Origin of the sequence: Sphingomonas sp. Leaf32 (assembly GCF_001421765.1) — a bacterium.
In the GTDB taxonomy this organism is placed as follows: Bacteria; Pseudomonadota; Alphaproteobacteria; order Sphingomonadales; family Sphingomonadaceae; genus Sphingomonas.
Genome location: NZ_LMLA01000011.1, coordinates 151455 through 177806 on the forward strand (window position 1 = coordinate 151455; position 26352 = coordinate 177806).

Annotated in this window: 20 protein-coding genes and 1 tRNA gene; 8 read left to right on the plus strand and 13 right to left on the minus strand. The window is 68.1% G+C overall.

Annotated features, from left to right (window positions below; all coding sequences use genetic code 11):
- Positions 1 to 177 precede the first annotated feature (177 nt).
- Positions 178 to 708 carry an alpha/beta hydrolase gene (locus ASE83_RS15635; RefSeq protein WP_162236631.1) on the plus strand — a complete coding sequence of 177 codons (531 nt, stop codon included), beginning with the start codon at positions 178 to 180 and terminating at the stop codon, positions 706 to 708.
- A gap of 31 nt (positions 709 to 739) precedes the next feature.
- On the opposite strand, the gene ASE83_RS15640 is transcribed toward ASE83_RS15635, so the two are convergent.
- Complete coding sequence (locus ASE83_RS15640) at positions 740 to 1195, minus strand: Lrp/AsnC family transcriptional regulator (protein WP_055792331.1); 456 nt, start codon at positions 1193 to 1195, stop codon at positions 740 to 742.
- A gap of 120 nt (positions 1196 to 1315) precedes the next feature.
- On the opposite strand from ASE83_RS15640, the gene alr reads away from it, so the two are divergent.
- Together alr and ASE83_RS15650 are read left to right on the plus strand one after the other, a co-directional pair.
- Positions 1316 to 2428 carry an alanine racemase gene (alr, locus tag ASE83_RS15645; protein ID WP_055792336.1) on the plus strand — a complete coding sequence of 371 codons (1113 nt, stop codon included), beginning with the start codon at positions 1316 to 1318 and terminating at the stop codon, positions 2426 to 2428.
- Positions 2416 to 3663, plus strand: a complete 1248-nt coding sequence (locus ASE83_RS15650; protein WP_055792339.1) for a D-amino acid dehydrogenase — start codon at positions 2416 to 2418, stop codon at positions 3661 to 3663. The genes alr and ASE83_RS15650 overlap by 13 nt, the downstream gene beginning before the upstream one ends.
- Before the next feature lie 133 nt (positions 3664 to 3796).
- Here ASE83_RS15650 and ASE83_RS15655 read toward each other — a convergent pair whose 3' ends face one another.
- Positions 3797 to 5767 (minus strand): EAL domain-containing protein, encoded by a 1971-nt coding sequence (locus tag ASE83_RS15655; protein ID WP_235513290.1) that lies wholly within the window; start codon positions 5765 to 5767, stop codon positions 3797 to 3799.
- A gap of 92 nt (positions 5768 to 5859) precedes the next feature.
- Here ASE83_RS15655 and moaA point away from each other — a divergent pair, with 92 nt between their 5' ends.
- The 4 genes from moaA to ASE83_RS15675 all read left to right on the plus strand — a co-directional run bounded on the left by moaA (position 5860) and on the right by ASE83_RS15675 (position 8675).
- Complete coding sequence (gene moaA, locus ASE83_RS15660) at positions 5860 to 6858, plus strand: GTP 3',8-cyclase MoaA (protein ID WP_055792342.1); 999 nt, start codon at positions 5860 to 5862, stop codon at positions 6856 to 6858.
- Positions 6855 to 7625 carry an NAD kinase gene (locus ASE83_RS15665; protein WP_055792347.1) on the plus strand — a complete coding sequence of 257 codons (771 nt, stop codon included), beginning with the start codon at positions 6855 to 6857 and terminating at the stop codon, positions 7623 to 7625. Before moaA ends, ASE83_RS15665 begins: the two co-directional genes overlap by 4 nt.
- A 67-nt stretch (positions 7626 to 7692) precedes the next feature.
- Positions 7693 to 7767: transfer RNA gene (locus tag ASE83_RS15670), tRNA-Asn, on the plus strand.
- A 272-nt stretch (positions 7768 to 8039) separates the two neighbouring features.
- Positions 8040 to 8675 carry a CC0125/CC1285 family lipoprotein gene (locus ASE83_RS15675; RefSeq protein WP_235515995.1) on the plus strand — a complete coding sequence of 212 codons (636 nt, stop codon included), beginning with the start codon at positions 8040 to 8042 and terminating at the stop codon, positions 8673 to 8675.
- Positions 8676 to 8954: 279 nt separating this feature from the next.
- Here the strand turns inward: ASE83_RS15675 and secA are convergent, their stop codons facing one another.
- The 3 genes from secA to ASE83_RS15690 form a co-directional block, all read right to left on the minus strand.
- Positions 8955 to 11702, minus strand: coding sequence for a preprotein translocase subunit SecA (gene secA, locus ASE83_RS15680; protein ID WP_055792350.1), 2748 nt, complete (start codon positions 11700 to 11702; stop codon positions 8955 to 8957).
- Between the two features lie 89 nt (positions 11703 to 11791).
- Complete coding sequence (locus ASE83_RS15685; RefSeq protein WP_156353248.1) at positions 11792 to 12046, minus strand: hypothetical protein; 255 nt, start codon at positions 12044 to 12046, stop codon at positions 11792 to 11794.
- 96 nt (positions 12047 to 12142) lie between these two features.
- On the minus strand, positions 12143 to 12886 hold the full coding sequence (locus ASE83_RS15690) for an energy transducer TonB (protein ID WP_055792355.1): 744 nt from the start codon (positions 12884 to 12886) through the stop codon (positions 12143 to 12145).
- Between the two features lie 110 nt (positions 12887 to 12996).
- On the opposite strand from ASE83_RS15690, the gene argJ reads away from it, so the two are divergent.
- Positions 12997 to 14223: a bifunctional glutamate N-acetyltransferase/amino-acid acetyltransferase ArgJ gene (argJ, locus tag ASE83_RS15695; protein ID WP_055792358.1), complete on the plus strand. Its 1227-nt coding sequence runs from the start codon at positions 12997 to 12999 to the stop codon at positions 14221 to 14223.
- An 83-nt stretch (positions 14224 to 14306) separates the two neighbouring features.
- On the opposite strand, the gene ASE83_RS15700 is transcribed toward argJ, so the two are convergent.
- Genes ASE83_RS15700 through ASE83_RS15735 form a run of 8 tightly spaced genes read right to left on the minus strand, consistent with a single transcriptional unit; the run spans position 14307 to position 25974 of the window.
- Entirely contained in the window at positions 14307 to 14726 is a 420-nt protein-coding gene (locus tag ASE83_RS15700; RefSeq protein WP_055792359.1) for a hypothetical protein, read from the minus strand.
- Positions 14726 to 15049, minus strand: a complete 324-nt coding sequence (gene trxA / locus ASE83_RS15705; protein ID WP_055760313.1) for a thioredoxin — start codon at positions 15047 to 15049, stop codon at positions 14726 to 14728. The genes ASE83_RS15700 and trxA overlap by 1 nt, the downstream gene beginning before the upstream one ends.
- A gap of 48 nt (positions 15050 to 15097) precedes the next feature.
- Complete coding sequence (gene addA, locus ASE83_RS15710) at positions 15098 to 18526, minus strand: double-strand break repair helicase AddA (RefSeq protein ID WP_055792361.1); 3429 nt, start codon at positions 18524 to 18526, stop codon at positions 15098 to 15100.
- Entirely contained in the window at positions 18513 to 21482 is a 2970-nt protein-coding gene (addB, locus tag ASE83_RS15715) for a double-strand break repair protein AddB (RefSeq protein ID WP_055792364.1), read from the minus strand. Before addB ends, addA begins: the two co-directional genes overlap by 14 nt.
- The gene (locus ASE83_RS15720; protein ID WP_055792367.1) at positions 21475 to 22230 is read right to left on the minus strand and encodes a nucleotidyltransferase family protein; all 756 of its coding nucleotides are present in this window, start codon (positions 22228 to 22230) and stop codon (positions 21475 to 21477) included. Before ASE83_RS15720 ends, addB begins: the two co-directional genes overlap by 8 nt.
- The gene (locus ASE83_RS15725; protein ID WP_055792371.1) at positions 22227 to 23198 is read right to left on the minus strand and encodes an aminoglycoside phosphotransferase family protein; all 972 of its coding nucleotides are present in this window, start codon (positions 23196 to 23198) and stop codon (positions 22227 to 22229) included. Before ASE83_RS15725 ends, ASE83_RS15720 begins: the two co-directional genes overlap by 4 nt.
- Positions 23183 to 23623: a tRNA (adenosine(37)-N6)-threonylcarbamoyltransferase complex ATPase subunit type 1 TsaE gene (gene tsaE, locus ASE83_RS15730; RefSeq protein ID WP_055792373.1), complete on the minus strand. Its 441-nt coding sequence runs from the start codon at positions 23621 to 23623 to the stop codon at positions 23183 to 23185. Before tsaE ends, ASE83_RS15725 begins: the two co-directional genes overlap by 16 nt.
- Complete coding sequence (locus ASE83_RS15735; RefSeq protein WP_443024325.1) at positions 23623 to 25974, minus strand: PAS-domain containing protein; 2352 nt, start codon at positions 25972 to 25974, stop codon at positions 23623 to 23625. Before ASE83_RS15735 ends, tsaE begins: the two co-directional genes overlap by 1 nt.
- Positions 25975 to 26352: the final 378 nt, after the last annotated feature.

Consider the following 26352-nt stretch of genomic DNA (forward strand, 5'->3'; position numbering starts at 1 on the left):
GTCCTCTCCGGGCACCGCTATGCGTCGGAATGATTAAAAACCGGTGTCGGGCGGAGCGCACCGCGCGGCCGGTAGCATTTGCGGATCGCTTCGCCGCCGCCGGACGTTTCCGCCATTGCGTACGGGCCTGTGCATGATAGCTTCTGCTTTGCCACGCGCTGAATGGGAGACGACACGATGGTTGCCGTTACCACTGCCCGCTATTCGATCCTTGCCCTGTCCGACGGCGCCCCCCCGCCCGCATTGCAGGACGTGATCGAGCGACTGCGTGCGACGTTGCTGCCGCTGGGGCGGGAAACGCCGACCGATCGCAACATGCTGGGCGCGCGGATCGACCGGTTCGTCGGCGATGCCGACCGGCAGGTGATCCTGTTGGCGCATGGCGCCGGATGCCGCGCGGCGGCGTGGTGGGCGCGACTGTCGCCGTCGCACTACGTGCAGCAGGTGGCGGGCGCGATCCTGGTCGATCCGGCCGTCGAGGATGCCGGCGCGCGCTTCGCCTCGCCCGCAACGCAGCTGCCATTCCGGTCGATGACGCTCGATCGCACCGGCCAGATCGAGGCGCTGGCCCGCGAATGGGGCAGCGAAGTGATGCCGGGCGACAGCGCAGTGCGCAGCGGCGGCCTGTTGCGGCTGATCGACCGGCTGAGCGGTGCGGTGGTCGCGCACGAGGTGCGGACGGCGGAAAAGCTGGCGACGCTGCGATAGGGTCGCCGTCGGCTTCGGCTGGATGTCGGGCCTATCCCCGGCGGCGCGGCATCAGCGCGTTCCGCATCGCGAAGCTGGAATTGATGCGGGTGACGCCGGGCAGGCGCGACAGGATGTCGGTGTGCAGCGCCTCATACGCGGCTGCCGATTCGACCGCGACGCGCAGCCAATAGTCCGACTGGCCGGTCATCAGCCAGCATTCCTGAATCTCCGCATGGCGGCGCACCGCGGCTTCAAAGCGGGAGAGATACTCTTCCGTCTGCCGCTCCAGCGTCACCTGCACGATGACGGTCGCGCCGTGATCGGCCGGATCGGCGCGGGTAATGACGGTATAGCCACGAATGATCCCGGCATCCTCCAACAGGCGGATGCGGCGCAGACAGGCCGATGGCGATAGCCCGACCTCCGCCGCCAGCGCATTGTTCGGCCGGCGGGCGTCGAGCCGCAGCAGATTGAGCAATTTGCGGTCGATGGCGTCGAGATTCATCTTCGTTGCGTCCAGACCGCATTTCGTTGCGTCACGACGCTATTATGGCAGGAGGTGCGACACAATCGTAAAACCTGCGATAGATTCGGCGCTACCCTGTTGTTCGGAGAGACTGGACCGATGGCATTGCTGACGATCGACCTGAACGCATTGGCCGCCAATTACCGGACGATCGTAGCGACCGCCGCCCCGGCGCGGGCGGCGGGCGTGGTCAAGGCCGATGGCTATGGATTGGGCGCGGCGATCGTCGCCGACGCGCTGTACCGCGCCGGTTGCCGCGATTTCTTCGTCGCGCTGGCCGGCGAAGCCAGCGCATTGCGCCCCACCCTGCCCGCCGATGCGCGGCTGTTCGTGCTGAACGGGATCGCGCCTGGGGAGGAAGCGGCGTTGATCGCTGCCGATGCGGTGCCGGTGCTGAACTGCCCGGCGGACATTGCCCGCTGGGCGGCGGCGGGGCGGATCGACGGGCGGCGGTTGCCAGCGGCGATCCAGGTCGACAGCGGCATGTCGCGGCTGGGCCTGACCCCGGGCGAAATGGCGGCAATCGCCGCCGATCCGGGGCAGTTGGCCGGCATCGATGTCGTGCTGACCATGAGTCATCTGGCCTGCGGCGACGAACCCGGCTCGGCCGCGAACGGCGCGCAGCGGGCACGGTTCGACGAACTGGCGGCGATGCTGCTGCCCGCCGCGCGGTCGCTGGCCAATTCGGGCGGTTCATTCCTGGGCGGCGGGTTTCATGGCGATCTCGTGCGGCCCGGCATCGCGCTGTACGGCGGTGCGCCGCAGGAGGGCCGGCCCAATCCGATGCGCCCGGTGATCGCGATCGACGCCCGGATCGTACAGTGGCGCGACGTGCCCGCCGGGACCGGCGTCGGCTACGGCCTGACGTCGGTGACCGATCACGACCGGCGGATCGCAACCCTGTCCTATGGCTATGCCGATGGCTGGCCGCGAATGCTCAGCAACCGGGGCGCGGCCTATGTCGCCGGCGTCCGCGCGCCCATCGCCGGACGGGTGTCGATGGACAGCATCTGCATCGACGTCACCGACGTCCCGATCGACCTGCTGGTCGCGGCCAGCCATGCCGAACTGATTGGTCCGCACCAGACGATCGATCAGGTCGCGGCAGACGCCGGCACCATCGCCTATGAAATCCTGACCAGTCTGCGCCACCGCCATGCCCGGCGGATCGTCGGCTTGCGCGAACAAGGGGACGCAACATGCGGATCGTGATCCTGGGCGCGGGGGTGATCGGTGTCACCTCCGCATGGTATCTGCGCCAGGCGGGGCATGAAGTCGTGGTGATCGACCGACAGGCGGGGCCGGCACTGGAAACCAGCTTCGCCAATGCGGGCGAAATCTCGCCGGGCTATGCCTCCCCCTGGGCGGCGCCGGGCATCCCGGCCAAGGCGATGAAGTGGCTGTTCATGCAACATGCCCCGCTGATCCTGCGTCCGCAGCTCGATCTGGCGATGCTGCGCTGGCTGGTCGCGATGCTCGGCAACTGCAATGCGCGCGACTATGCGGTGAACAAGGGCCGGATGGTACGGCTAGCCGAATATAGCCGCGACAAGCTGATCGAGCTGCGCGCCGCAACCGGCATCACCTATGACGAACGCACACAGGGCACGTTGCAGCTGTTCCGCGAGGAAAAGCAGCTGGCCGGCATCGACAAGGACATCGCCGTGCTGAAGGCCGATGGCGTGGCCTATGAGGTGCTGGACCGTGCGGGCTGCATCACGGCCGAACCGGGGCTGGCGGGCAGCAACGAGCCGTTGGCCGGTGGCCTGCGCCTGCCGGGCGACGAAACGGGCGACTGTTTCAAGTTCACCAACCGGCTGGCCGAGATGGCGGCGGCGGGTGTCGAGTTTCGCATGGGCACCACCATCCGCCGGCTGGTGCGGCAGGGCGACCGCATCATCGGCGTGGAAACGGAAAACGGCACCGTCAGCGGCGATGCCTATCTGGTCGCGATGGGCAGCTTTTCGCCGAAGCTGGTCCGCCCGCTGGGGCTCAAACTGCCGGTCTATCCGGTCAAGGGCTATTCGATCACCGTGCCGATCGTCGACGAAGCGCGCGCGCCGGTGTCGACGCTGCTCGACGAAAGCTACAAGGTCGCGATCACCCGGCTGGGCGACCGCATCCGCGTGGGCGGCATGGCGGAGATTTCGGGCTTCAACAACGACCTGCCCGAAGCACGGCGTGCGACGCTGGAATATTCGCTGGGCAGCCTGTTCCCCGGCGCGGGCGACGTGTCGCGGGCAAGCTATTGGAGCGGCCTGCGGCCGATGACGCCCGACAGCACGCCGGTCGTGGGTGCCACGAAGTTCGGCAACCTGTTCCTGAACACCGGGCACGGCACGCTGGGATGGACAATGGCATGCGGATCGGCGGCGGTGATCGCCGACCTGATGTCGGGACGGCGCGCGGCGATCGAGACCGGGGATCTGTCGATCGCGCGCTATTGAGAGGCTATCAGCACATCATACTCCGTCATTCCCGCGAAGGCGGGAATCCATAGACGCCATGGTTTGTGAAAGGATCGCTGCCGCTGCGCATATGGATCCCCGCCTGCGCGGGAATGACGAAAAGCACGTTTCCCTACCCCAGCAACGCCGCCAGTGCGGGCACGGTCAGCGGCTCGGCACACAGGAACCCCTGATAGAGCTGACACCCCTCGGTCGCCAGCGCATCGCGTTGTTCGACCGTTTCCACCCCCTCGGCGATGATCGTCAGGTCGAGCGAGCGCGCCATGTCGATCACACCGCGCACCACCACCCGGTCGCGGTGCGACCCGACGATATCCTGCGTCAGCCGCCGGTCGAGCTTAAGATAGTCGAGCGGCAGCGCCTTGAGATAGGCAAGGCTGGAATAGCCGGTGCCGAAATCGTCGATCGCGACGCGGCACCCGGCGGCACGCAGCGTCGCGAGCAATCCGGCCGCCTCCCCCAGTTCGGCGATCAGCCCGCTTTCGGTGATCTCCACAGTCAACCGGTCACGCGGAAACCCGCTGTCGGCGGCGGCCGCCAGCAGCGTTTCGGCGAAGTCGGGCTGCGCCACATCTTCCGCCGTCACGTTGATCGACAGGCGCAGGCGCGATAGCGGCGCTTCCCAGCGTGCGGCGATGCGCATCGCCAGATGCTGGACATGCGCCGACAGGATGCCGGCAAGACGTGCGTGCGCGGCGGCGGCGAACAGCAGTTCCGCGCCCAGTTCGCCGCGTTCGGGATGGTCCCACCGCGCCAGCGCCTCGACCCCGACGATCCGCCCGGCCAGCACGTCGACCTGCGGCTGGAAACGGATGGTGATTTCCCCCCGGTCGATCGCGCGGTGGACTTCGCCCGCCAGGCGTTCGGCACTGTCCGCCGCCAACGGCCCCTGCGGGTCATCCGACCGCGCACCGGGCAGTTCGCCCTGTATCCGGCGGATCAGTTCCTCACCCGTTTCCCCCGCCCTGGCCACGCCACACGCCTGCCGCAGCCCCAGCGACACCATCGTGCTCCCCGCGACGAACGGCCGCGCCAGCGCCTGCTTCAACGCCTCTTCCAACCCTTCGTCATTGCCATGCGGCAGCAGCACCGCGAACTCGGTCCCGCCCAGCCGCGCCAGCGCCGCGCGAGCGACCCCGGCATCGCGCACCGCCTGTTCGATCCGCCGTTCGACCGCGCGCAGCAGCGCGTCGCCGACCACGCGCCCGTGCTGCCGATTGACCGGATCGACCCCGCCGACCGCCAGCACCCGGATGCCCGGCCGCTCGCCGCCTTCGATCCGGCGGCTCAGCCAGCGCTCCGCCCCGGCATGGTCCCGCACCGATCCCAGCGCCTCGCGCACGACCGCGCCGATGTCGCCGACACGGGCCAGCGGTTCGATCAGCGCGTGCAGCCGACCGCTATGCGGATCGCGCGCGACATGCTGCACCACCCGCCCCAGCCCCGGCAGGTCGTGGGCAAAGGCCGTGGCGGGCAGGCGATCGGTCAGCCGCCGGATCGCGGTCAGCGCGATGCGCCGCCCGTCCGGTCCCAACGCCCGCAACAGTGCACGCGGATCGCCGGTTTCCGCAAAGCCGGTGGCCTCCGCCAGTGCCGGCGTCAGTTGCAGCGCGCCGCGTTCCGCATCGTGCCGCCAGCCGAGCGGCGCCCCCGCCCCGGCCGTCGGATCATGCCAGCCACCGCCCATCCGCACGACATGGCGCTCGGCCGATCGAACCGCCTGCAACAACACTTCGCCGCCGATCGGACTTACCAGGATATGCGTCGCCCCGGCATCGTGCAGCGCGCTCAGCCGGGCGACATCGCCGCGCGACACCAGCACCAGCAACGCGTCGCCATGCCCGGCGATGCGGGCGAGTTCGGCGGTGGCGGCGATCCCTTCGTCGATCGCGCCGCGCGCATCGACGATGGCGATGGCCGTACCGCTGGCCGCGACCCGTTGCCGCAGGCCGTCGGCCCGGCGCGCGGCGACCACGCGCCAGCCGGCGCGCGAGAGGACCGCCGCCAGCTCGTCACGCTGTCGAAACGACAGGACGAACAGCGCGCGCTGCTGCGCCGCCTCCTGTCCGGCCCATGCGGTCAAATCCCACCCATGGGCGCGGACTGTATGGCCACAAACGGGCGGCGGCAATGGACACCTTGTATGGTGCGTGCGGGCATCTTAGCTTGCGCATAATGTCCTGCGCACCCTCCCTGATCGACGCGCATGGCCGCACCATCCGCTATCTTCGCATTTCGGTGACCGACCGGTGCGATCTGCGCTGTCGATACTGCATGGCGGAGGCGATGACCTTCCTGCCGCGTGCCAAGCTGCTGAGTCTCGAGGAAATCGCACTGATCGCCGAGCGGTTCGTGGCGCGCGGGATCGACAAGATCCGGTTGTCGGGTGGCGAACCGCTGATGCGGCGCGGCGTCACCGAATTGTGTCAGCGGCTCGGCCGGATGGTCGGCCACGGCCTGTCCGAGCTGACCATGACGACCAACGCCACGCGGCTGCGCGACCACGCCCCCGCGCTGGCCGATGCCGGCATCCGGCGAATCAATGTCAGCCTCGACAGTCTCGATCCCGACATATTCCGCTACGTGACGCGGCATGGCGACGTCGCGCAGGTGCTGGACGGCATCGCCGCCGCCCGCGACGCGGGAATGGCGGTCAAGATCAATATGGTGGTTCTGAAAGGGCTGAACGAGGATCATGTCGGCGACATGCTCGATTGGTGCGGCCGCGAAGGCCACGAGCTGTCGCTCATCGAAACCATGCCGCTGGGCGCGATCGACGAGGATCGCACCGACCGCTTCGTGCCGTTGACCCGCGTGTTCGACACATTGTCCGATCGCTTCACCCTGACCCGCGACACGCACCAGACCGGCGGCCCGGCGCGATATTGGCGGGTGGGCGAACATGGCAATCGCCTCGGCCTCATCTCGCCGCTGACCGCCAATTTCTGCGCCGGGTGCAACCGGGTACGGCTGACGACCGAGGGAAAACTGTATCTGTGCCTCGGCCATGACGACCATGTCGACCTGAAGGACGCGCTGCGCGAAGGCGGGATCGCGGCGGTCGATACCGCGCTCGACGCCGCACTGCCGCGCAAGCCCGCCGCGCATGATTTCCGCATCGAAGCCGGAGCGGCGCCCGCCGTCGCCCGCCATATGAGTGTAACCGGCGGATGACGACGCGCCTTGCCCTGCTGGCCTCCCCCACCGCGCAGGCACGCGCGGCCGAGGAAACGCTGCGCGCCCGCTACGACTGGGCCGGGGTCGAGGATGCCGACCTGATCGTCGCGCTGGGCGGCGACGGGTTCCTGTTGCAGGTGCTGCATATGCTGCTGGAACGGCGCAATACCGTGCCGGTGTTCGGCATGAACCTCGGTACGGTCGGATTCCTGATGAACGAATGGCGGGTGGACGAGCTGGATCGGCGACTGGGCCGCGCCAAGCCGTTCCGCGTGTCGCCGCTGACCATGACCGCGACGACGATGGATGGCGAACAGCGCGTGCTGCCGGCGATCAACGAAGTCTCCCTGCTGCGCGAAACCCGCCAGACGGCGAAGCTGGAGGTATCGCTGAACGATCGGGTCGTGATGCCCGAACTGGTGTGCGACGGCATCCTGGCGGCGACTCCCGCCGGGTCGACCGCCTACAACCTGTCGGCCAACGGTCCGATCCTGCCGATGGGATCGGGGATGCTTGCGCTGACCCCCATCAGCCCGTTCCGTCCGCGTCGCTGGCGCGGCGCGATCCTGCCCGACAAGGCGCGCATTACGCTGCGCGTGCTCGAACCCGACAAGCGCCCGGTATCGGCCGTCGCCGACCAGCGCGAAGTGCGCGACGTCGCACGCGTCGATATCGCGGTGGATCGGGTGCGCGACCTGACGCTGCTGTTCGATCCCGAACATGCGCTCGACGACCGGATAACGATGGAACAGTTTGCGGGCTGATGCGAAAAAGTGAAATTAGCCGTTGCAAAGGCCGAATCCGCTGTTAAAGACGCGGCCTCGCAGTTGTTCCCTGATAGCTCAGCGGTAGAGCTCTCGACTGTTAATCGAGCGGCCGTAGGTTCGAATCCTACTCAGGGAGCCAGCGACACCACCGGAAATGATGGGAATTTTTCCCTTCCGGGGTCCGTTAACAGATTTGTCGTTCTAACGGGCGTTCGGACAATCCATCTGACATTTGCGATCCTTCAAGGCGCCGTTCGTTCCCGCCGGACATCATTCGTCACAATGCAGCTGAACCGCTGTTCAGCAACGGCTAATCTCGTGTACGGCACGCTCCATCGGCTCAAGGCCACGGACCCGAACCCCCGGCGGATCGTTCCAGACACAATGGAACATCGCCATGGGTCGGTAGCCATGGCGGCATTGGAGAAACTGATGTTGCTGCACTCTACCCCGCGTGCCCGCCTCCGGGCGATCGGCACCACCCTTGTCGGGGCGCTGGCGCTCGCCGCCTGCGCCACGCCGACCCCGTATCAGCCCGCGTCCGGCTCGGGCTTCTATCGCAACGGCTATAGCGATCAACAGATCGAACCGAATCGCTATCAGGTCAGCTTTTCGGGCAACAGCCTGACGTCGCGTGAAACGGTCGAGCGCTATTTGCTATACCGCGCCGCGCAGCTGACGCTGGAGCGCGGCTATGATTATTTCATCATGGCTGATCGTGACACCAATCTGCGCAGCCGTACCTATTCGACGCCCGGTATCGGCGGTGGCTTCGGCGGCTGGGGCGGCGGCTTTGGCTTCGGCGGCTGGGGTCCGGCATGGCGCTATCGCAGTCCGGCTTTCGGCTGGCGCGCATGGGACCCGTTCTGGGGCGATCCGTTCTTTGACCGCTCGGTCGATATTCGCACCGTCGACAAGTATGAGGCGATGGCAGAGATCGTGCTGGGCCGTGGTCCCAAGCCCAACAACAACGTCCGCGCCTTCGATGCGCGCGCGGTGCTCCAGAGTCTCGGGCCGAGCGTGATGGAGCCGGAACCACGCCGTTAAAGGGCGTTGAGGGCTGAATGCGGAAAGGCCGCCGTTCCCGATTGGGGAGCGGCGGCCTTTTTTCTGTCGAAATGATCGAAGCCCGAACCGTTCGTCCTGAGTAGCCGCTGAGCCTGTCGAAGCGGCGTATCGAAGGACCGTGGCAGGTACTTCGATACGGGCCTTCGACAAGCTCAGTCCCTACGCAGCACGACCGGGGAACGTATAGACATTGCCAGTCCTAAATCCCCACCTGTGCGAAGATACGCATATTCCACGCGCGACTGGCCGCCGGGCCGGTTACGCCACCAACGCCCCATGACAATGCTTATACTTGCGCCCCGATCCGCAGGGGCACGGCGCATTGCGGCTCACGCGGCCTTCCCAGCTGGCCGGATCGTTGCCCAGTTCCTCGTCCGGCTGCGGCGCGGCCATCTGGAGCATCGGCACGCGGGTGGTGATGAGGCCCGGCGTACCCTCCCCGCCCCAGCTGTCGTCCTCGCCGGTCAGCGGGTCGATATGCATCGTCAGGAAATCGGGCAGTTCCGGCAGTTCGGGCGGCGCCTGGAAATTGAAGTTCGCGTGCGCCATCGTCCGGGTCACGTCCTCGCGGATGCTGCCCAGCATCCGTTCGAACAGCGCGAACGCCTCCTGCTTATATTCGTTGATCGGCGTCTTCTGGGCATAGGCGCGCAGGTGGATGACCGCCCGCAGCGCGTCGAGCATTGCAAGATGCTCCTTCCAGTGGTGGTCGAGCGTCTGGAGCAGGATCGACTTTTCTATCTGGGTCCAGCTGTCCGAATCCAGTTCCGAAGACTTGGCATCGACCAGCGCGTCGGCATCGGCGCGGATGCGCTCTTCCAGCGTCTCCGCGTCGAGACCGTCCTCGTTCGCGATCCATTCGGCCACCGGCGCGTCGACGCCCAGCAGTTCCTGCGCCTGTTCGCGCAAGCCTTCCACATTCCACTGTTCGGGATAGCTGTCGGGCGGCACCGCGCCGCCGACGACGGTATTGACCACCGCATGGCGCATGTCGACCACGACATCGCCGACGGCCTCGGCGTCCATGATGTCGGCGCGCTGTTCGTAGATGACCTTGCGCTGGTCGTTCATCACGTCGTCATATTCGACGACCTGCTTGCGCACGTCATAGTTGCGCGCCTCGACCTTGCGCTGCGCAGTTTCGATCGCGCGGCTCAGCCACTTGCTGCCGATCGCCTCACCATCCTCGATATTGTTGCGCATCATCTTGGCGAACAGCGTGTCCGGCCCGAAAATCCGCAGCAGATCGTCGTCGAGGCAGAGGTAGAAGCGCGAGAGGCCCGGATCGCCCTGACGCCCCGACCGGCCGCGCAACTGGTTGTCGATGCGGCGGCTTTCATGGCGTTCGGTGCCCAGCACGAACAGGCCGCCGGCATCCAGAACCTTCTGCTTTTCCTCGATGATCTCCGCCCGGATGCGCGCGGCGGCGGCGTCATATTCGCTCGTCCCCTCGACCATGTCGGGATGTTCGTCGAGCATCCGGAATTCGAGATTGCCGCCCAGCTGAATGTCGGTGCCGCGACCGGCCATGTTGGTGGCGATGGTCACCGCGCCCAGCCGCCCCGCCTGCGCCACGATATGCGCTTCGGATTCATGGTAGCGGGCGTTCAGCACCTTATGGTCGACGCCCTCCTGCGTCAGGAATTCCGACAGCAGTTCCGACTTTTCGATCGATACGGTGCCGACCAGCACCGGCTGCCCCTGCGACGCATGGTCGCGGATCTTCTTGGCGATCGCCCGGAACTTGTCGTCCAGCGTCTTGTAGAATTCGTCTTCCTCATCGACGCGACGGACCGGCACGTTGGTCGGGATCGACACGACGTTCATCTTGTAGATGTCGAAGAACTCGGGCGCTTCGGTCGCAGCCGTCCCGGTCATGCCCGACAGCTTCGGGTACATGCGGAAATAATTCTGGAAGGTGATGCTGGCGAGCGTCTGGTTCTCCGGCTCGATCGTCACCCCTTCCTTCGCCTCGGCGGCCTGGTGCAGCCCATCCGACCAGCGGCGGCCGTCCATCATGCGCCCGGTGAATTCGTCGATGATGACGACCTTGCCGTCCTTCACGATGTAATCGGTGTCGCGCTTGAACATCATGTTCGCCCGCAGCGCCTGGTTCACATGATGCACGACCTGCGTGTTTTCAAAGTCATAGAGGTTGGCGCCGAACAGCAGCCCGGCATCCTCCAGCATCCGTTCCATCTTTTCGGTGCCGTCCTCGGTCAGCACGATCGCCTTCTGCTTTTCGTCCTTCTCGTAATCGTCGGGCGACAGGCGCTTCACGATCTCGTCGACCGAGCGGTACAGGTCGGACTTGTCGTCGGTGGGACCCGAGATGATGAGCGGGGTGCGTGCCTCGTCGATCAGGATAGAATCGACCTCGTCGACGATCGCGAAGTTGAACGGCCGCTGCGTCATCGACGCGCGGTCGAACTTCATGTTGTCGCGCAGGTAATCGAAGCCGAATTCGTTGTTGGTGCCGTAGGTGATGTCGGCGGCATAGGCTTCGCGGCGCTGGTGATCGGCGATGTTCGGCACGATCACGCCGGTGGTCAGGCCCAGGAAGCCGTACACCTGCCCCATCTGTGCCGCGTCGCGGCGCGCCAGATAGTCGTTTACGGTGACGACGTGTACGCCGTCGCCCGGCAGCGCGTTCAGATAACAGGCCAGCGTCGCGACCAGCGTCTTGCCCTCACCGGTGCGCATTTCGGCAATTTCGCCCCGGTGCAGCACGATGCCGCCGACCATCTGCACGTCGAAATGCCGCATCCCCAGCACGCGGCGCGCGGCTTCACGAACGGTCGCGAAGGCTTCGGGCAGCAGCGAATCGAGCTTGGCACCGTTCGCCAGCTGTTCGCGAAACTTGGGCGTCTGCGCCGCGAGTTCCTCGTCCGACATGGCGGTCAGCGTGGGTTCGAAGCCGTTGATCTTGTCGACGATCGACCCGAGCGACTTGACGTAACGGTCGTTGGACGACCCGAACAGCGATTTGGCGAGGCCACCGAACATGGGCGAATTTCCTTGGAATATGCGTGCGCGCCGCACCGAAATCCGGCGGCTGCGCAGAATGAATGAGGTCGAAAAGGCGCGGGTGCGCGCTATTCGTGGGTGCGCAGCGTGCGCGCGCGGACCGCGACATGGGGCGCGGGCGTCAGGAACAGCGGCTGCGGATCACGTGCGTGCGGCTGCACGGGGCGTGCGATGGTGGGCAATACGGCCTCGACCACCGCGACCGCGATCTGTCCGGCAACGGCATGCGCCGCCGCCACCTGCCGCGCATTGGCGACTCCCACGCCGGGGAGCAGGCCGGTAAGGCCCGTCAGCAGCGCGGAGAGGAACAGCAGCAAACGCAAGCGATACGTCCGGACGTTATGGTTTCACGACAGGATGCCCGGTCGCATGTCGGCGAGACATAGGGATGCGGCGGCCCGGCGTCCACCCGGTCTGCGTTACTTGGCAGGCTGGAAGACCCATCGGGTTTCGAAAGTTACACGGTGCGGATGCCCGTCCGATGGCGGCGCATAACCGGTAGGTGTTTCGCAGGGTACGATCCCCTTGCCGGACTCCCGTTGAGAACAATCGGCCACGCGGCCGTCTGCCTGAAGCGTAAAGCGACGTTCCATCGTCCAGTTTGGCGGCACGTCGCTCGTCGGCGCGTCGGGCCGCATCGGGTCTCCTTCCACCAACTGCGTCACCGTGCGCGTCGCGACCCCGTTGCGGTAGCGGCCGGTCATAAACTGGCTGACGACCAGCATATCTCCGACGCGCAGGCACACCGGCAGTTCGGTACCGATTTCGCCGGACGCACGACCGTTACAACCGGTAATCTTGCCCTCGGCATCGAACGTCAGATGCTCGATCAGCCCAAAGGATCGGATTGGCGTCGGGGTGACCACTGTCGATGGCAGGCTCCACCGGAAGCGCATCGACCATTTGCCCGTAACCGGACCATTTTTCGCGTCAGTTGCGGGACGAAATGAGGCGCGCGCCATCACCAATCGACAGGTCGTCGCGTCCAAATTTGCGCTGCCGCTGGAGGTCGTCGTTCGGCAACTGATAGGCTTGCCGTTGGCATCGACCTGGGTTTCGAACGCGATCAGCCCCGACTCTCCGTTTTTCATCGCCTCGGCCGGATAATCGTCGTTCGTAACCCAACTCGCCGGATCGATCGGCACCGGCGGCGTCTGCGCCATCACCCCGCCTCCACAACAAAGCGTTGCAACCGCTGCGCCCATGCGTAGGAACCGTCGCATCTTCACCCCCTGCCCCGTCACGGGCGCAGGCTAGACCGGACGTTGCGCCCATGTCGACTGCCACTTCCCCGCTCGCCACGCCGTTTCCCGCGCTACCGCCGATCGGCGGCGTCAGCTTGCGCGTCGCGCGGGCGCGGTACAAGAATTGGGACCGGTGCGACCTGACCTTCGTGACGCTGGCGGAGGGCACGGCGGTCGCGGGCGTGCTGACCAACAGCAAATGCCCGTCGCCCGAGGTCGAATGGTGCCGCCGTGCGCTGGTGCTGGGCCGGGCGCGGGCATTGGTGGTGAATGCCGGCAACTCCAACGCCTTTACCGGCGGCCGGGGCCGTGCCGCCGTCGAAGCGATCGCCGCGCGCACCGCGCAGGCTATGGAATGCCAGCCGTCCGACGTCTTCGTCGCCTCAACGGGCGTGATCGGCGTGCCGCTGCCGATCGACAAGGCCGAAGCGGGCCTTGACGCGGCGTTCGTCGCCGAACCCTGTGGCTGGGAAGCGGTCGCCGAGACGATCGGGACCACCGACACCTTTACCAAGGGCGCATTCACGACGGCGAAGATCGGCGACCGCACCGTGAAGCTCTCCGGCGTCATCAAGGGGTCGGGCATGATCGCGCCCGACATGGCGACGATGCTCGGCTTCATCTTCACCGACGCGGCGGTCGATCCGGCGTTCCTGCAAAGCGCGCTGGAAGCGGCCAACCGCAAGACCTTTTCATGCATCACGGTCGATGGCGATACCTCGACCAGCGACACCGTGCTGGCCTTCGCGACCGGCGCGGCAGGAAACGCCCCCATCGCGTCGTTCGACGATGACGGCGCGGATGCGTTCGCGGCGGCACTCCATGACCTGTGCCGGCAACTGGCGCATCTGGTGGTGCGCGATGGCGAGGGGGCGACGAAGTTCATCGCCATCACCGTCGAAGGCGCGGAGAGCGACGGCAGCGCGCACCGTATCGCAATGAGCATCGCCAACTCACCGCTGGTGAAGACCGCGATCGCCGGGGAGGATGCGAACTGGGGCCGCGTGGTGATGGCGGTCGGCAAGGCGGGCGAACCGGCCGAGCGCGACAAGCTGTCGATCCGTTTCGGCACGACGCAGGTGGCAGAAGGCGGGCTGGCGGTCGCCGGCTATGACGAAGCGCCGGTCGCCGCGCATCTGCAGGGTCAGGAAGTCGAGATCGGCGTCGACCTGCATCTGGGCGAAGGGCGCGCCACGGTGTGGACCTGCGACCTGACGCACGGCTATATTTCGATCAACGCCGATTACCGGAGCTGATCGACATCTCCGCGTCACCCAACCCTTGAGACGGGGTGACGTTAGCCTCCTGCGTTTATTCCTGGCACCAAGCGGAGCGCCAGTTACGGCCGGTCTTCGAGCGGAACGATAGACAGGATGCGCGTCGGCACGATCTCGGCGATCGACGATCCCATATGCCCGAACCCGCAACGATAGCCCTCCGGCTCGTCGATCGTCCGGTGGCCGAGGAAACGGATGCGATATGCCTTACCGCTGCCGCGATGCTCCATCGCTACCGAGGTCAGCGCCATGTTGTCACGATCGTCGAACCAGACCCCCCGTTGACGCCAGTCGATTGCAGCAACACCGGTTTTACCTTCGAAGAACTGCGATCCCTCGAAATGATTGACCCATATCCCCGACCATTCGCGCTCGGGAGTGTAGCGGATCGCGCTACGGTCGCATCGGGGATCGTCCCCCGGCACAGGATAGGGGTTAGCTGGCGGCGCTCCCGCCTGCAGCAGCAGCGCCGCCAGCAGCATCAGCCCAATTCACCCTCGAGCCACGCCTTCAACTGGCTTTTCGGCCGCGCACCCAGCAGGTCGGCAACCGGCTGTCCGTTCTTGAACAGCTTCAGGAGCGGGATCGACTGGACGCCCATCGACCCGGCGGTGTCGGGATTGGCCATGATGTCGACCTTGGCGATCGTCACCTTGTCGCCCAGTTCGTCGGCGATTTCCTCCAGCGCGGGGGCGATCATCTTGCACGGCCCACACCAGTCCGCCCAGAAATCGACCAGCACCGGCTTGTCGGATTGCAGGACGTCGGCGGAAAAGCTGGCGTCGGTAACGGTCTTGGTCGGCATGGAAATCTCCTTGGATATGACAATATCTATGGTCTGCGGGTCGGCACCTCAAGCTTCGCGGGGCAAGCTTTGTTCCCCCGCCCCCAAGCCGGGCTTGTGCGTATCGAGCAGCGCATCGGACAGGACGAACAGGCGCGGGCCGGCGGTGTAGAGCAGCGCCGCCTCCACGCCGTGATCGGGAAAGATGACCCGCAGCGCCGCCGCATAGGCCGCCATCTGCCGCAGGTGATAGACCGGGATGTCCGCGACATCGTCGGGCACCCGGCGGCCGGTCTTGAAGTCGACCACCCGCACCACCCGGTCGCCGATGCACAGCCGGTCGACGGTACCCGCCACGACCTGCGTCCCCACCACCGCCGCGATCGGTGCCTCCGCCAGCGCGTCGGGGCCGAACAGGTCGGCAAAGTCCGGATCGTCCAGCACCGCCATCGCGTCGCGCGTCACCCGCCGACGCAGGCCTGCATCCTCCACCCCCGCGGCCCCGGCCAGCCAGCGTTCGGCGGCAGCGGCCCGCTCGGCACGCGGCAGTTCGGGCAGACGTTCGAAGAGCTGGTGGAGCAGCCGGCCCCGCTCCGCCGCCGCGCGCATCGTCGCGGTGGGCGGCGGGTCGGACACCTCGTCCTCGCCCACCGCCGACGGCGCAAGCGGACGCGGCGGACGCGCCTCTGCGGGAGCGGGCGCGCGGAGCCATACCGGCACGGGTGCGGTAGCAGCCGGCGCGGTTCCCTGTCGCGCCCTCGCAGCGACGGGGGCTTGCGGGGTCAGGCCGGTGAACACCCGCTCCGCGCCCTCTCCCTCCGCCAAGCCCAGCGCGTCGAACGCGGCGGCGGCGGCGCTGTACCAGCTGAGCGGCGGGGGCACGCCCTGATACCGTGCGGAAGGTGCGCCGGCGATGACCAGCCGCTCCTCGGCACGGGTCGCCGCGACGTAGAACAGCCGCCAATGCTCCTCCAGTTCGCGCCGGTCGATCGCCTCGACCGCATCGTCGATCGGCGTGCCGCGCTCGCCCGCGCGGGGGCGAAAGACCGGGATGGCCGCGCCGTCATGGCCATCGGGTGACCATTGGACGATGTCGCGGCGGCTGTTGGTCGGATCGATCGCGGCATCGGCCAGCAGCACCAGCGGCGCCTGCAACCCCTTCGATCCGTGCGCGGTCATCACCCGCACCGCGCCGCCCGACCCACCCGCGTCGCGCTTGATCTCCACCTCGCCCCGGTCGAACCATTCGACGAAGCGTTGCAGCGACGCCGTGGCGACGCTTTCGAACGACAGGGCGGCGTTCAATAGTTCGTCGATCGGGTCGCGCGCCTCCTCGCCCAGCCGCGCGATCAGTTTGCGCCGGCCGTCCATCTCCCCCGACAGCAGTTCCTCGAGAAAGCGATAGGGGGTCGCGAAATCGGCGCGGCGCAGGATGCGCGACAACGGCTCCACCGCGTCGCTGTTCGTCCGGCGCAGATGCCGCCACAGGCTCCCACCCTCGCGCAGCGCCCCGGCGAGCAGCTGCTCCTGCGTCCAGCCGATCAACGGGGAGACGAGCAGGCACGCAAGGCTCAGATCGTCGTCGGGTTGCAAGGCAAAGCGGATCGCGGCGAGCAGGTCCTTTACCGCCAGCGGCGCATCGAGCCGCAGCCGGTCGACACCCGCCACCGGCACCCCCTCCGCATACAACCGGGCGACGATCAGCGAGGCAAGGTCGCCGCGCCGCTTGACCAGCACCATGATGTCGCCCGGCTGGAGCATCCGCCCCTTGGATTCCAGCGGCAGCGTGCCGATCCAGCCGGCGATTTCCCGCGCGATCCGGGTGGCGATCACCCGGGTCACGTCATCGACCCAGCCTTCCTCGGCATCGTCGGGCGTGTCGACGACGGTCGGTGCCCATAGCGTGACGGTGCCGGGGCCGGGCACTTCGCTGTCATGGGTGTCGGGCGTATCGATGCCCATGCCCGGATCGGGCAAGGCGGCGATGGCGGCATCAACGAATTCCAGCACCGGACGCGTCGTACGAAAGCTGTGGGTCAGCGACAGCGTATCGAGTTCGCGCGCATCGCCGCGATATTCGGGCGGCAATGCGGCACGGCGGGCGAAATCGACATGCGCCGCGCGGAAGAAGATCGGGTCGGTGCCCTGAAAGCCGAAGATCGCCTGCTTGTAATCGCCGACGACGAACAGCGTCCGCATCCCCGCCGCGCGCACCGCGTCGCCGCTGAAGAACTCCTCCACCAGCGACCGCACGATCGCCCATTGCTGCGGATTGGTGTCCTGCGCCTCGTCGATCAGGACATGTTCGGTGCTCTGGTCCAGCTTGAAGCGGACCCACTCGCCGATGCCGGGTTGCGCCAGCAGGTTCAGCGTCTCGCGGATCAGATCGTCGAAATCGACCGCCCCGGCACGGCGCTTGGCGCGGACATAGGCATCGGCATAGGCGCGCCCGGCCTCCAGCGCATCGGTCAGCGCATCGGCATAGCCCATGCGCGCGGCCAGTTCGACCAACTCGCCCGCCCGGCCGCCGACCGCATCGGCCAGTTCGTCGTAATCCGGGTCGGCGGCGATCAGCTTGGCCGACGCCTTGCGCAGCGTATCCTCGGCGGTGAAGAACAGCTTGCGGATGTCCCGGATGCGCGCGGCGCGTTCGACCGGACTGCGCGCCAGCCAGTCCAGGATCGCGCCATGCGTCTTCTTGCCCGTCGCCGTGCCCCAGGCGAGATTAGCGGCGGCCAGCCGTTCGAGCGCGTCGCAATCGAACGCGTCGTCGCTGCACGCCTCTGCCAGCATCTCGTCGATCGGCCCCGACGCCAGGTCGAGCGCACGGCGCAGGAACGGCCGGATACCGCTCGGCAGGTCGGCCATCGCCTGCGGCCGCCGGGCACATTCGCGCAGGAAGTTTTCGGCAGCCCCTTCCCCCATGCGCAGCGACATGGCGGCGATGGCGTCTCCGATCCGGGTCGATCCGGTGCGCTGTTCCTCGACCAGCAGCTCAGCCAGCGCCTCGCGCGCCATGCCCGCTTCCTCGCGCGCTTCCAGCGGGCGAAAACCGGGGACCAGCCCCGCCTCGACCGGGAAACCGGCGAGCAGGCTCTGGCAGAAGCCGTGAATCGTCTGGATGCGGACACCCCCGCCCGGCGCATCGAGGACGCGGGCGAACAGGGTGCGGGCGCGGGCGAGCAGCGCCGCGTCGTTCACATCCTCGCCCAGCGCGAACAGGTCGGCCTTCAGATCGGCGGTCGGCAACCGGACCCAGCGCGCCAGCCGGCTGGCGACGCGCTCGGCCATTTCCGCCGCCCCGGCCTTGGTAAAGGTCAGGCACAGGATCGCGGCGGGATCGACCCCGCGCAGCAGCAGGCGGAACACGCGCGCCGACAACACGTGTGTCTTGCCGGTCCCGGCCGACGCCGACAGCCAGACATGGCGGTGCGGGTCGCTGGCCGCCGCCTGGTCGTTCTTTAGCGGTTGAAGTTTGCTAACCTCACTCACGGCCATACCATTCGTCGCGGCGCATCAACTGGTCGTAATCGGCATAGACGGCATATTCAGGCACCAGCTTGGCGACAAAGGCTTCGTCTCCGGTCAGGAAGCGGGCGACGGCATCCTCGAACTGGCGCTTGGCAATGGCAACGAACTCGGCGGTCGCGATCCGCCCGCCGGTGCCGTTGGCATTGACCGGGGTGGTCATCTTGCCGAACCGGTCGCCATCCTTGATGAGCGACCAATATTCGAACGCGCCGGCCGTGCCCCGCACCCCGGCGAAGCAGCCACGTTCGGCCATCAGCCCCAGCAGCCCCAATTGCAGGCTGTAACCGGCGGCCACTGCCTTGCCGCTGGGTGCCTTGCCGGTCTTGTAGTCGATGATCGCCAGGCTGCCGTCGGCCGCGAGGTCGATCCGATCGGCCTTGCCCGACAGCTCGACCCCGGCGATCGGCAGCGTGCCGTCGCATTCGACCGCCGCCACGTCGCGCCCCTCAGCCAGCTTCTCGTGCGTCAACGCCGCGACCCAGTCGATCGCCTCGCGCAGGCGCGGCACCCACAGCGCGCGCAGCAATGGATGGGTGCGCGGATCGTCGGACAGCGCCTGCAGCCGACGACGCAGCTTGGCCGGGTCCAGCCCGTCCTCGCGCGCCCAGCGTTCCAGCACGCCATGCACCGCCGTCCCCCGCCACGCCGCGGTCGCATCGGCATCGACCGCGTCCATCGGCGACAGGCGCAGCATCCGCCGCGCGTAGAAGGCATAGGGGTCGGCCTTCATCCGGTCGACCTCGGTCACGGAGATACGACGCGGGCGCAACGCCACCGGTGGGCGCGGCGCGGGGCGCGACGCGGCGGCATAGGTCGCGGGCCGGTCGATCGCCCGCGCCCAGTCACGCAAGTGCCCGGCGCGCTCCAGATTGTCGTCCAGCGCCTGCAACCGCAGCCACAGCCGCGAGGCGATGGTCGGCGCGGTAGCATCCCGCGCGGCGCGGGTCAGCACGACATCGGGCGCGCCCATCGCCCCGGCAAAGTCATGCGCGGCAAGGCCGATACGCCGTTCAAGCCCCGGCAGTCCCAGATCGGCCCGGATACGCGGGGCAAGCCACGGATCGGGCGACGGCAGCGCGGGCCATACCCCTTCGTTCAGGCCGCCGAGGATCATCAAGTCGGCAGTCTGCAACCGCGCTTCCAGCAGGCCGAGAATGGCGAGGCGCGGATGCGCCCCCTGCGGCGGCCGCACCGCCACTTCGTCCAGCAACGTCCGCAACAAGGCGGGCAGCACGCGCGGATCGACCAGCGGTGGACCGGATGCCGCCTGCTCCTCCAGCGCAGCGACCAGTTCCGCGGCGGCGCGCCCCTCCGGCCGGCTCCACGCGGCATCACCGGCAAGCGCCGTCGCCGTCTCACGCAGGACGGTCAGCAGCCGAACCAGCGGTTGCGGCCCGGCGGCAAAGACTTCGGCCAGCGGCGTCAGCAGCGGACAGGCCACCTCCCAGAAGCTCGCCGCCGCCGCACGGATCGCCGCATCGCGCGGCTCGCCCTCGCGCAGATGCCGTTCGATCCCCGCCAGCCCCGGCGCGGGGCGCGGGCCACGCAGCGCGCGGTCGAGCCGGCGGACTCCGTCGAGCCACAGCACCCGCTGCTCCGCCTCGCCGCTTTTGACCAGCGGGTGCTTGAGCAGCGACAGCAATGCGACCGGCGCGAAGGCCTGTGCCGCCGCCTCGACCAGCGCCAGCAACAGCGTGCCCGGCGCGAGCAGCGACAGCGGCTGCCCGGCGGAATCGTCGACGCTGACGCCCCAGCGCGCCATATGTGCCGCGACCCGCCGCGCCAGCAGCCGGTCGGGCGTGACCAGCGCGGCAGTGCGCCCCGGCGTCTCCAGCGCCTCGCGCAGTGCGACCGCGATCGCCTGCGCTTCCTCGGCCGGGGTCGCCAGCTCGACCAGCCGCACGCCCGACAGCCGGCGGTCGGCGGCGGGTACGTCGATCCAGTGATGGGTCCGCTCGGCCGGGCTGAGCGCGGTGGCGATGGCACGGCTGCGCGTGGGTGTCGCGTCATGCTCGCTCGCCGCCTGCCACCGGACGAATTCGTGGCGGTTGACGCCCATCCGGTCGAGCAGCAGCTTGAGGTGATATTGCGGGTGCGTTTCGATCGACCGCTTGCGCCGGCCGGTGACGGGATCGGGCGCATGGGGGCCGAGCGAGGCCCATGCCTCGTCCTCCATCGCCAGGTCGAGGCCCGGCAGCACCACCATCCCGCGCGGCAGGCCAGCGACGCAGCGCTGGATGCGGGCGATCGCCGGCGCATTGGTCGCGATCCCCGCCGCGCAGACGAAGCCCTTGGGCGGATCGACCGCCCAGCGCGCGCACAACCGCCCGAGCAGCCGGGTCCGCCGGTCGGCCAGATCGATCCGCCCGAGCGCCGCCAGCTCACCCGGCCAGCGATCCAGCACGATGCGGAACAGCTCCAGAGAGCGCTCCCAATGCGCCGATAGCGTCTCGTCGAGATCGAGGTCACGCAGCCTTGCCGGATCGACCTCCTCGACCAGCAACTGGTCGAGCGTGGCGGCCAGATCACCGGCCAGCCGCACCGCCTCCGCCGCATCGACCGGGCGACCGGCGCGCTGCCGCTCCTCGGTCACCAGCCGCGCCAGGATCATCCGCCGCGCCAGCGGATCGATCGCGGGCGGGATCGGGGTCTGGTCCGCCGGGTCGGCGAAGCTGCCGACGCCCTCGTCCAGTTCGGGATCACCGATCGCCACCAGCCGCGGCAGCAGCAACCCGCCGCCGCTCGCCCGCACGAACGCTTCCTGCACGGTCCGCTTGGCGCGGTTGGTCGGAACCAGCACCATGCCCTGCGCCAGCGCCAGCCGGTCGCCGCCGAACCGGCGGATCAGCCCGACCGCCAGCGCATCGGCGAACGCCCGGTGGATCGGGATAGTGTAGAGGCTGAGGCGATGGCCTTCAGCCATCGGCGAGGATCGCCTCGGTCATGCCGACCGCAGACGGGGTGCCGACATCGAACCACAACCCCTGATGCGCGACGCCATAGGCTCGTCCCGCCTCGATCGCGCGGTTCCAGAACAGGTTGGTCGAAAACGCGCCTTCGGGCCAGTCGGCGATGACGCGCGGCGACAATATCTGTACGCCGGTGAAGACATAGGGGGCGAGCCGGCCGGGCTTGCGGCGGCCGGTGATGCGGCCCACCGCGTCGATGTGGAAATCGCCCTGCCCGCGATGCCCGTGCGCCAGCGCCTGCGGCACCAGCAGCAGCAGCGCGTCCATCCTTTCATCGTCCCACAGGCTGCTGAGCAGCTTGATCGAATCGACCGGGCCGTCGACCCACAGATTGTCCGAATTGACGCAGACGAACGGCTGGTCGCCGATCAGGTCGCGCGCCTTGACCAGCCCGCCGCCGGTTTCCAGCAGCTTCGCGCGCTCGTCGGACACCGCGATGTCGATGCCCTTCACCCGGTGCTTCAGATGCGCTTCCATGGCGTCGGCCAGGTAATGGACGTTGACCACCGCGCGCTTGACGCCCGCGCCGCGCAGCCGGTCGAACACGTGATCGATCAACGGCTTGCCCGCCACCTCGACCAGCGGTTTCGGCCGCATCGCAGTCAGCGGGCGCATCCGCTTGCCCAGCCCCGCCGCCATCACCATCGCGGTTTCGGGCACCGCCGCTTGCGGGTGGGGACGGATCGAACGGAGCGTGGTCATGCGAGTTCCTGCGGATCGCCGCGCCTGGGCGACGGGATGTTGAGATCGAACCAGCGCGCGACGCCGGCCAGCGCCGGATGGGACAGGTCCCGCTCCAGATAGCGCCACACGCGCGGGCACAAGGCACCATAGCGCGGCTTGCCGTCGCGCCGCCACAGCCGGGTGAAGATGCCGAGGATCTTCGCATTCCGCTGCGCACCGAACAGGTGATAGGCGGCGTCGAACCCGTCCCCCGCCCCGGTCGATTCGCGGTAGCGGGCGAGCATCGACGCCTCGACCACCGCCGGCACGTCGCGGCGTGCATCCTGCAACAGCGACACGAGGTCATAGGCGGGATGCCCCGCCAGCGCGTCCTGGAAATCGAGCAGGCCCAGCCGCGTATCGTCGAGCAGCATCAGGTTTTCGGCGTGATAATCGCGCAACACGGTCACCACCGGCATCTCCGGCAACGCATCGAACGCCGCGTTCCACGCCGCTTCATACCCCGCGGTATCGACGCGCAACCCCAGCGCATCGCAATACCATTCGATCAGCAGGTTCGCCTCGCGCAGGATGAAGGCGCGGTCATAGGGCGGGACCGGTGCGGGATCATGGCGTTGCAGGCGCAGCAGCTGGTCGACGGCGGCGGCATAGAGCCGGCCTTCGCTTTCCGGTGCGGCGTCGACCGTCTCGCGCATCCGCATGTCGCCGAAATCCTCCAGCAGCATGAACCCGGCGGTCGCATCATCGGCGAGGATCGCGGGCGCGGAAAAACCGCGTTCGCCCAGCCATGCCGCCATATGTGCGAACTTGCGCGTATCCTCCGGCGGCGGCGCGTCCATCAGCACGGCGCTGCGTCCGGCCTCGATCACGCGATAGTAGCGGCGGAACGACGCATCGACCGCCAGCGGCAAAATCTGCGCATCGCCCCAGCCGGCATCGATCAGAAAGGGGACAGCCGCATCGCGCGGGTTCAGGTCAGCGGCCATCGGCTTTCCCAAGCGTCCGGCACGCGCGCTGTCAAGCGCCGCCCGCCCGCATCGTCGAACGCGAGGGTCAGCCACAGCGCATCGCGCCAATAGGCGTCGCCCAGCCGTTCGGGCCATTCGACCAGCAGCACGGCATCGTCCGCCTCGTCCAGCCCGAGTTCCAGCGCCTCGTCTGGGTCCTCGATCCGGTACAGATCGACATGCAGCACGCTGAGGCGCACCTCAGGCGGGTCGTAGGGCTGGACGATCGCGAAGCTGGGCGACGGGGCCTCGCCCGCCAGCCCCAGCGCCGCGAGCAACCCACGGGCGATGCTGGTCTTGCCCGCGCCCAATGGCCCCGACAAGGCGATCACGTCACCCGGCCGCACCACCGCCGCTAGGTCCACGCCCAACGCATGTGCCGCCGCTGCGTCGGGCAGATACATCACGGCTCGCGCGGCAGGTCGATGGTGACCAATGTGCCGACGCCCTTTTCCGATACCAGCTCGATCGTGCCGCCATGCGCCTCGACCGCCTGCCGCGCGAGCGGCAAGTCGAGGCTCAAGGCCCGTTCGCCGACCCGCGCCGCGCCGGCCTGTGCAAAACGGTCGAATGCACGCGCCACCGCGTCCTTCGACATGCCGGGGCCGTCGTCCGACACCACGATCCGCGCCCGCTGCGCATCGCCGTCGACATGCAGCAGCACGCGCCCGCCCTTGCGCAGGCCGCCGATCGCATGGTCGAGCAGATGCCCGACCGCCTGCCGCAACCGCCGCGCATCGCCCAGCATGACACCCGCCGTCGGTGCGATCTCCACCGCCAGCTCGACGCCCCGCGCCGCCGCCGCCGCCCGCGCGGCCCCTGCCGCTTCGCCCGCGATCATCTTCAGCGGCACCGTAGCCCGCGCGACCGGCGTGGTTTCGTTGGCGGTCAGGTCCAGCGTGTCGTCGATCAACCCGCCCAGCCGCTCGACCGATTCGAGGATCGCATCGGTATAGCGCGCGCCATCCTCCGTCAGCTTGCCGGCATAGCCCGCCTGCAACATCTCGGCGAACCCCTTGATCGAGGTGAGCGGGGTGCGCAGTTCATAGCTCATCGACGCGACGAACGCCGTCTTGACCCGGTCCGCCGCCTCCAGCGCCTCGTTCCGGTCACGCAGCGCCTGTTCCATCCGCCGGCTGTCGGAAATGTCGAGCATGGTCAGCAGCGCATTGCCATCGGGCAGCGGCACCGCGCCGAATTCATAATGCCGCCCGTCAGCCATCGCGAAGCGGCCCGATCGCTGCATCCGCTGCTGCGTGGCGAAGCGGACCAGTTCGGGGATCAGCGCCGCCTTGCCCGGGCTGGCAAGGCTGCTCGCAACCCGCTCGGCCAGCGCATCGACGCGCGGATGGCCGTCGAGGAACGCGTCATCCAGCCCCCAGACCTGCCGGAACTTCGCGTTCCATATCTGCAACCGGCCATCGGCGGCGAACACGCCCAGCGCCTCGAACAGATTGTCGAACGTGGCGGTCCGCACCCGGAGCAGCGTGTCGCGCGCGCTGGCCAGTTGCACCTGTTCGGTACGATCCTCGAAGATCAGCAGCAGCCCCCCTTCGGGCAGCGGCTGCGCGACGACCCGCAGGTGCGTGCCGCCGGGCAGATGCCATTGTTCCTCGATCGCGCCCTCCGCCGCGCGGAACCAGTCGCGCCGCTCGGTCTTCCACCCCGGAAAGTCGCGGACTTCGGGCAGGCGCTTGGATTCGCGCATCCGGTCGAGCACGCGGTCGAACTCGGGCCGGTCCGCCAGCCATTCGGGCTTCATCGCGAAGGTGCGGCCGAACGGCTGGTTGTAGAAGACCAGCGTGCGGTCCGGCGCGAACTGCGCCACGCCCGCCGACAGCCGGTCGAGCATCGCGCGCTGTGCCGCCCGACTGCGCTTCAGCTTGCCGCGCGCCTCCTCGATCTCGTGCACGTCGATGGCGAAACCGCCGGTGCCGCCGTCGCGCAGCGGCATGTCGTGGACGCGCAGCATCCGCCGTTCGCCGTTGATGGTCGCGGGCATCGCCGCCGCCTGCGGCTGTCCGGTATCGCGCGCGATGGCCGCGCTGGCGAGCGGTCCGCCGATGCCGACACCTTCGACCAGTTCGACCTGCCGTGCGATCACCTCCGCCGCATCGCCGGCATCGACCGCGCGGACATAGGCGGTGTTGACCATGGCCAGGCGTAGCGTGTCGTCGCGATACCACATCGGCATCGGCGCCGCTTCGATCAGACTGGACAGCGCCTCGAACGCCGCGCGATATTCCTCGGCCTCCGCGCCCAGCGTCGCGATCTCGTCATGGAATTCGGTCGCGTCGAAGAACCAGACCAGCACCCCGCCCGGCGTGTTGAGCGCCGCCGGCGCACGGTCGCCGATCGCGAACAGCGACCGCGCCGACCCGGTCGCGCGAACCACGGTCCGGAACGGCTTGCCCCCGCGCAGCGCGGCGGTGATCGCATCGACCAACCGGTCGGCGCTGCCCGGCTCCAGCCCGCTATCGGCACTGCCAAGGTCGGCGAGCGATACCGGCAGGTCGCTGCGCCCCAGCCGGTCGGCCAGCGGCCGGTCGAGCAGCAGCCGGCCATCGGCACGCACCACCATCGCGAGCGCGGGCGAGGCGGACAGCGTTGCATTCAGCGAATCGAACAGCGCCCCCTCCGCCGCCGCCCGCCGCCGCGCAGACAGGCCGGCGTGCAGCATCCACGCGCTCGCGCCCACCAGCAACGCCAGCACGACGCCGCACAGGACGGCGGTCATCAGGGTCAGGGTAATCAAGCGAGCGCCTCGCGGGCAGACGATGGAACGGCGAAGATGGGCACCTCTCCTGCCTAGGGTGCAGACCCATAAACGGCAATGGCCGTGATCGCCGTGGGAAGGCCGCTGGCTAGAAGCGCAGCGCAGACGCGTGGCAACGCCACGCGCAAGCAAGCGACGCGGCCAGCGGCCTTCCCACGGCGACCGCGAAGCGGCGGGCCGAAGCTGGCGCACGGCGGCGTCGCGCGTCGGTCACGATGCGAAGGCATCGCTCCCTCCTTGCTCCTACCCGTGCGCCAGCTTCGGCTCCGTCCCGGCCGTTGCCGTTTATGGGTCTGCACCCTTGTCGTTACAGCGCACATAAAAAAGGGGCAGCGCCGCACGGCGCCGCCCCTTTAT